We start from the raw sequence: 6,418 nt of genomic DNA, 5'->3' as shown, positions 1-6,418 counted from the left end.
AATGGGCAGTCGCCACCTGATACGACAAGACCGCTGCTTCTTACCGAGAAATGCCCGACCTGGCCACCATTCTCAGATGGCTTTTTGAGGGCGCGGCCGTGAGTTCCGTCGTTCCGGCATCAGGTAGTGCGCTACGCGTGTTCCGACGGAGATCGCACGCAACCATATGAACACCAGAATAAGTTGCAGTAAACCTGACGCGGGAGTGGGCCAACTATGACGGTCGAGTCGGTAGTCCAACTCCGTGTCCACGGTGTATCGGGAACTCCGCCCGAAGCGATGCTGCATTACCCGGCCGAGCTCATCGACCGGGTCAGCGGCGACTCCTTGGCAGGCACCTATCGGCGACGAGACAACTCCGCCACTGACGCGGCGACAGATCCGAGCCGCAACGTAGAGGCGTATTCGTGGGGCGCGCTCACGTCGGGGAAGGCAAGTAGAGGGCTCTGGCTGATGTTTATGCCCTTCATCCTGATCAACTTGGCTCACTGGATGGTGCCGCCTGCCAAGGCTGGGTCTCGGACGACCACGACTGCCGCCGGAGCGTCCGTGCGGCTTTTACGATTGATTGGACTAACGCTAACGCTCACTCTGATGCTCGCGTCTGTCCTTCTGGCGGTCGACCTGGTGGGCTGGCAGTGCGCAGCTATGCCGCGCTGCGGCGCTGGCCTCGGCCCGCTGCGTTTTCTTGTCGATCGGTCAGTGGGCATGCGCTTGTTCTGGACCTCACTGCCTGTCGCGGCGTTGGTGGGCCTGCTGCTGTGGTTCGGTAGAGGCAATCCTGCAGCCGGCGGCGCTCCTCCGCCTGCAGCTGAGGTTCGCAGCGACGCTGTTCCCCTTGAGGATTCCCACTTCTGGAAGCCGGATGCGTCGGTAACCCGCTTGCGGCGGTGTCACGTCACGGTGTGGCTGTCCGGTTTGGCATGCGTGGTCCTATTGGGGGCCAGATCGCAAGTCGACGCAGACGTTCGCCGTCCTTTGACGTGCTTGCTCGTACTCAACGCGGCGATATTTGTCCTAGCCGCGTTGGCGGTGTTCAGCTCACGCGTCACCGGCCGCGGCGGCAAGGGCGCACCCCCCGCGGTAGGGGTCACTCTCAGAGTGCTGCAATGGCTGTCGGTCGTCGCCCTCACCGTCGCGCTCGTCGTCGTCGGTCGCGCGAGTGTCGAATACGATGTCGCACAACCTATGTCGCTTCCTTACCTGTACAGCGCCATCTATCTGCTGCTAGCCGTTCAGGTAGCGCTTATCGCCTCGTTGTTCATCTCAACCGCAGTGTCGCGATGGTGGCCCGCACCGCCCCCGGCGGCTCCAACCGACGCGTCAGAGACCACCGTCAAAGGATTTCGGCCCACCCTGTGGGGGTTCGCATCCTTTTTTGTTGCCGGCATCGCGTGGCTCGTCGGGGGTGGATTCAGTGCCGGCGTCGGATTGTTCCTTGCCCAGTTCCTCGGCAACCCTGTCTCCTCCACCGTACGAGCGCAGTGCGAGACGCAAATCGTCGATGACCTCGTGGCCGGGAAAACGAATCTGCCAGCGGTGTGTGAAGGGCTCTCGCATTCGAAATGGCCTTCCAGCGTGGGCTTCGAGGATCAGGTGCAAGCCACCTCGGCCGATGCAGCTCTAATCATTCCTCCCGCCTACATCTGGGCAGCCATTATCTTTTTCGGTCTCCTCTTGATGCTGCTTTTCATCGTGGTCGTCGTGCGGGTGAAAATCCTGGAACCCCGAACGGCGGCTGCACTGAAAGAGGTACCGAAAGACTACAACCTTCCACCTGCTGAGCCCGAAAAGGCGAAAGGCCGCCAGGCACGTGCGCGAGCGATCGCAGAGAAGCGAGCATTTGCTTCTATGGCCGACCTGCTGCCGACGATACTCGCGGTGATGACCGGACTTGCGCTTCTGGCGTTCGCCGCGGTGTTGGTCATGTTTTGCGTGGACGGGGAGGCCGCGCTGCAGCGGACGCTGCCTGGCACGACTGTCGCCGTCGCTCTCTTCTCGGGCGCCGCCGCGGGACTTGTCGGACTGGCATTGATGGCATACCGCAACCGGCAGGCGCGTCGGACCGTCGGAATCATATGGGACGTTGCCACATTCTGGCCCCGCGCCAACCACCCGTTGACGCCGCCCTGTTACGCGGAGCGTGCAGTCCCCGAGCTGCGTCTGCAGCTGTGCCAGCACATGGCGGCCTCAGTCACGCAGCGGGTCATCGCCGCCACCCACAGTCAGGGCGCCGTCATCGGCGCGGCGACCATGCTGCAACTGCCCGAGAACGTCCGGCAGCGGATTGCCTTGCTGACCTTCGGGTCGCCGTTGCGGCGGCTCTACGCCCGAAACTTCCCGGCCTACTTCGGCCTGAGGGCGATGACCCGACTGCATACCGTGCAACCTCGCTGGATCAACATATGGGTTTTCAGCGATCCTATCGGTGGGTGGATCTTCAACGACACCAACGCCAGTTTGGCAGCTGCAATACAGCTTGTGGACTATCGCATTCCAGATGCAGAAACGCTCGATACTGGCCCTCGTGATCAAAAGCCAGCAATCTGCGCGCATTCCGGATTCGCAGACCGGACCGAGTATCAGGATGTCATTAGGGCTCTCCATAACCAGCTAGTGGAACCTGACAACCAGCTGGTGGAACCTGACGATTGATGCGGTTCACAGCAACAGCCGCATCGTGAGGATCGTCAGGATTTCGTCGCGCCTTCTACACATCTGCGCCTGGGTGGCGGGCTATGAGCTCCTAACAGGTTCTGTCAGGTAGCGACGAGTCCTGTTGTAGTGCACGATGTTTCGTCGTGGCAGCGCCGTGGATCGTGGACGACCGGCTGTGGGCAGTGATTGAACCGCTACTGCCGGTCAAGGCGCCGGGAACGCCGGGACCGGCAGCGGAATCCGTGTCCCGTCAACTGCCCTGGCCCGTTCCGCCCAGTCCTCGCAGCCCTGGTCGAACTGGCCCGCAAACACAACGGCAAGTTTGACCACTGGGGACGGTCGCTGCCTCGCCAACGGCGATGGATCGCGTCGGACCTTCTGTCAGTGGAAGGCGCTCTGCGGCGCGCGCCAAAGCGGGGTCTGCGATGGCGCTAGACATCGACTGGTTATGGCGGCATCAGGGCTTGCTCGCGCGCCAAGGATGAGTGGCTGATCGCCCACGGCGCCCGGACGGTTGACCAATAGCCGGACGCTGGAAGCTGTTGATTGCGCCCCACAGAAACAGCACAGTTTTGACCGGAATCAGTGGGAATTCATGGGTATCGTTGAGAAATTTCGATTCTCGAAACATGTTGATGCTGAGCGCTATTGGGCAGCAATGGGTGCGATCTGGACAACTGGAACGCGCGCCAGATGGTCGCAGGTTCAAATCCTGTGAGTCTGGTAGGCCAGCACTTCTGTCTGGGTCCGGGCTGTTGTCCAGTTCTGCAACGCTGCTGATCGCCATCAGTTCGAACTTGCTGGTGTGAGGTCGGCGATGCCTCGCGCGGGTGGGCGACGAAGATCTGTGCGGCCCGAGCGGTCCGGTCGTTGTCGGCGGTCAGCTGGTCGGGTGTCTCGCGCAACCGAGATCCGCGCGGACTCTCGCCGATACATTTTGCAGACGAAGAAGGCCCCGATCAAATGATCGGGGCCTTCTTTGCGTGTCCGGAGGGCGACTCGACCACTGCGCACACCAACTGATCCGGCAGACGTCGTTGGTGGTGGGCTGACGCATGCGGTGGGGGAGGCCTGACGCGGTCGGTTCCCACGGCAGGGCCGTGCCGGTACGCTGTGAACGCCAAACATTAGCTTGTATCAAGCCTGTGCGCGGCCGATTACCCAGTCACGAACGCCCTGCACTCGGGACGAGCGCGGGGCGTTCGGCGTTGGTCAGTTGGGTTGGCTGGAGCGGAGAGAGCGGACGGCGGGCGGAGTGCTCGTGCCGGAGCGTTGGCCGCAGAGCATGTCGACCGGTAAGTACTTCTTACCGGCGGCGGCTACGTGGAGTCGAGTGCGCACTTCCGAAGTCGGCGGTCTATCTGCGCGAAACGTGCCTCTGGATCGGGTTATCGCCCAATTCTGTGACCCTCAGCGGATACGCACTACGAAAACGCTGCTCGCTAGACAGGTCGACTGTTGAGAGCAACGGATCGGCGAGGTCTGTGGTAGCAGTTCGATGGCGTCTGTGTGCCGTACCGCCTTCTGGTAGGGCGCCGCCAAGGTTGTTGTGCGAGAACAGGGGAGCGGTTGGCGTCGAGAGGTGCCGGTTCATCGACCACGACCTGGCGAAGAACACATCGGCGCGAGAGCACCTGCTGAGTTGGCCCGAGGCCTGGTCGGCATATTCCCTGTCGACCGTGTGCCGGGCTGTGGATTCGTACCTGATCACGTCATCTGCTCGGCGGCAACTCGAGTTTGAACGGCGGTGCTCGCGAGGTGATTCGACATCGCGAATACGTTGTGTCGGTTACGATCTCCACGAACTCCCAGCAGCACGAGCCTCCTGTGATGGCAGCCGAAGTACGCACCGACCGGCGTGCCGCGTCGTAGTGGTGTTGAACCAGTGGTGGCAGAACGTACTCATGGAGTTTGCCTGCCGGACCGTTCGACTTCAGGAGACACAATGCCGTTGCCCCCGGTAGGCCCGGCTCCGAACATTTCTCAAACGCACGAGGTCGCGACGCAGCATGGCTACGGGGCAACAGTCGATATTGCCCGCCCCACGAGCGGCGAAGCAGTGACGCAAGTGAGGTGCGGTGCTTGCGGCGAGGTTGGTGTCTACCGCGTGTTCGATGCGAAACGCACGCTGACACTGCGTAACCGGTGGCGCGCACTGATCGCTGGATCGGTCGCGGTCGCTGTCGGGTTCTTCATTGCCGCCATCGCTGTGCTCCCCGATCCGTTCAGCGGTCCTGGATTGGCACTATGCGCCGGAATATTCATCGCAGCGGTCGCCTGTGTGGTGTTCAGGAACCTCCTCAGCCAAGAAGACGGCGTGCGTATCGACAAGGATGCGACGACCGCGGCCAACCGCGTCGAATTCAACTTCGTGGATCACGACTTGAAATTCCTGCGACGCGGGAGGATACAGTGAATGATCTGTCCCCCATCCCCGCGTCGGGGGCCAGCGACGATATGTGCTGGTTCTGCCGTACACAGCGATCGGTCGCGGAGGCGGCGGGCAAAGTCGGGTTGCGGCGTGGCGCCGTCCCGTACGTCGAGGCCGACGCTGTGACAATTCCTCGGTGCCAGCCGTGCCGACGTCGATGGAACCGGCTCTGGGTGGTTCAAGGGGCAATGCTGCTGCTGTCTTCAGGCCTGGCGGTCGTGTGGTTGGCGAGTTTTAGTCTGTTGGACGAGCTTCCGATTGTGTGGTTCGTCGCCGCGCCCATCGTCGCGCTGCTGGTGTATCTCGGTTGGCGTCAGATGTTGCACCGCGTGACGAAGCGGATCGACACGCGGGTTCATGAGCATCCGGCAGTCGTGGCCGCCAAGTCGGAGGGATGGCGACCAGATCTCATGGACTTCTGGAACTGAAGCTCAGGTTCTCATCCGGCGGTTGGAGCAAATTCAACGCGGCATCGAGACGCACGGTGATCTCGTTGCTCACCATGGGCAGCTCCGGCCTGTCGTCACGTACCTACATCTTGTAGACGGCGTTCAACCTGCCGAGCCACACCGGTCCGGTGAATCGCGAGAATATGTTCGGGATCGTCTCGCTGATCTCGCGGCGGGCTCCGGGATCGCTGAGGTCAGCGTGACATCGTGGCGATCGAGGTACGGCCGTGAGCGACGGCGATGATCTGTGGCCTGCCCGAGGAGCTGGAGGTCGAGGCGGGGCCGTGGTGGTCGGCTTGCTCACCGAGATCGCCCTGCTCGCCGCCTCGGCACGCCCGGGGTTATGGCGGCGTGCTGGACTACCGGGGCCGAAAGCTTTTGACAGGAGCTCTGCCCTGAGCGAAGACACGATCGACTCGGGTGCCGAGCTGCGCGACAACGGTGCACAGGACGGGGGCGCTCGGCGCTCCCCACGGCTGGACCGGTCCTGATCCTGGAATCGGCGGTTGCGCTGATCGATGAGGAAGGCCTGGGCCATCTCACGATGCGCCGTCTGGGTTCGTGGCTGGGCGTGGAAGCCATGGCCCTGTACCGCTACGTTTCCGGGCGTGACGACCTGCTGGCCGGTGTGGTCGATCACCTCGTCGACCAGCTCTACGAGCAGAACCTGATGGAGCCCGACGAAGTGGGCGGCAGCTGGCAGGGGTATCTGCAGCGCCTCGCGCACGGTGTGCGCCGCGTCGCGATCGAGCACCCCGAGGTCTTTCCGCTGATGGCCTCGAGCCCAGCGGAAAGCCCCTGGGCAGGTTCGAGGCATAGACGTCGACCCGCACCCGGTGTCCCGGCTGCAAGACCGCATGCACGCCGGTCAAACCGATAT

At 62.6% G+C, this 6,418-nt stretch carries 3 protein-coding genes and 1 pseudogene; all 4 read left to right on the top strand.

Features of this window, described 5'->3' with window-relative positions; all coding sequences use genetic code 11:
* The first annotated feature begins 216 nt into the window (after positions 1-216).
* Complete coding sequence (locus tag ACFWF3_RS20055; protein ID WP_379314821.1) at positions 217-2,655, top strand: hypothetical protein; 2,439 nt, start codon at positions 217-219, stop codon at positions 2,653-2,655.
* 1,948 nt (positions 2,656-4,603) lie between these two features.
* The gene (locus ACFWF3_RS20050) at positions 4,604-5,074 is read left to right on the top strand and encodes a hypothetical protein (protein ID WP_379314820.1); all 471 of its coding nucleotides are present in this window, start codon (positions 4,604-4,606) and stop codon (positions 5,072-5,074) included.
* 203 nt (positions 5,075-5,277) lie between these two features.
* The gene (locus ACFWF3_RS20045; protein ID WP_379314819.1) at positions 5,278-5,517 is read left to right on the top strand and encodes a hypothetical protein; all 240 of its coding nucleotides are present in this window, start codon (positions 5,278-5,280) and stop codon (positions 5,515-5,517) included.
* Between the two features lie 497 nt (positions 5,518-6,014).
* Positions 6,015-6,340: pseudogene (locus ACFWF3_RS20040) on the top strand (TetR/AcrR family transcriptional regulator); the annotation flags it as partial.
* Positions 6,341-6,418 lie beyond the last annotated feature (78 nt).

The organism is Nocardia sp. NPDC060220, assembly GCF_042727815.1.
Lineage (GTDB): Bacteria > Actinomycetota > Actinomycetes > Mycobacteriales > Mycobacteriaceae > Nocardia.
The sequence above is the reverse complement of the archived record's forward strand: the minus strand, read 5'-3'. Positions and strand labels throughout refer to the sequence as shown.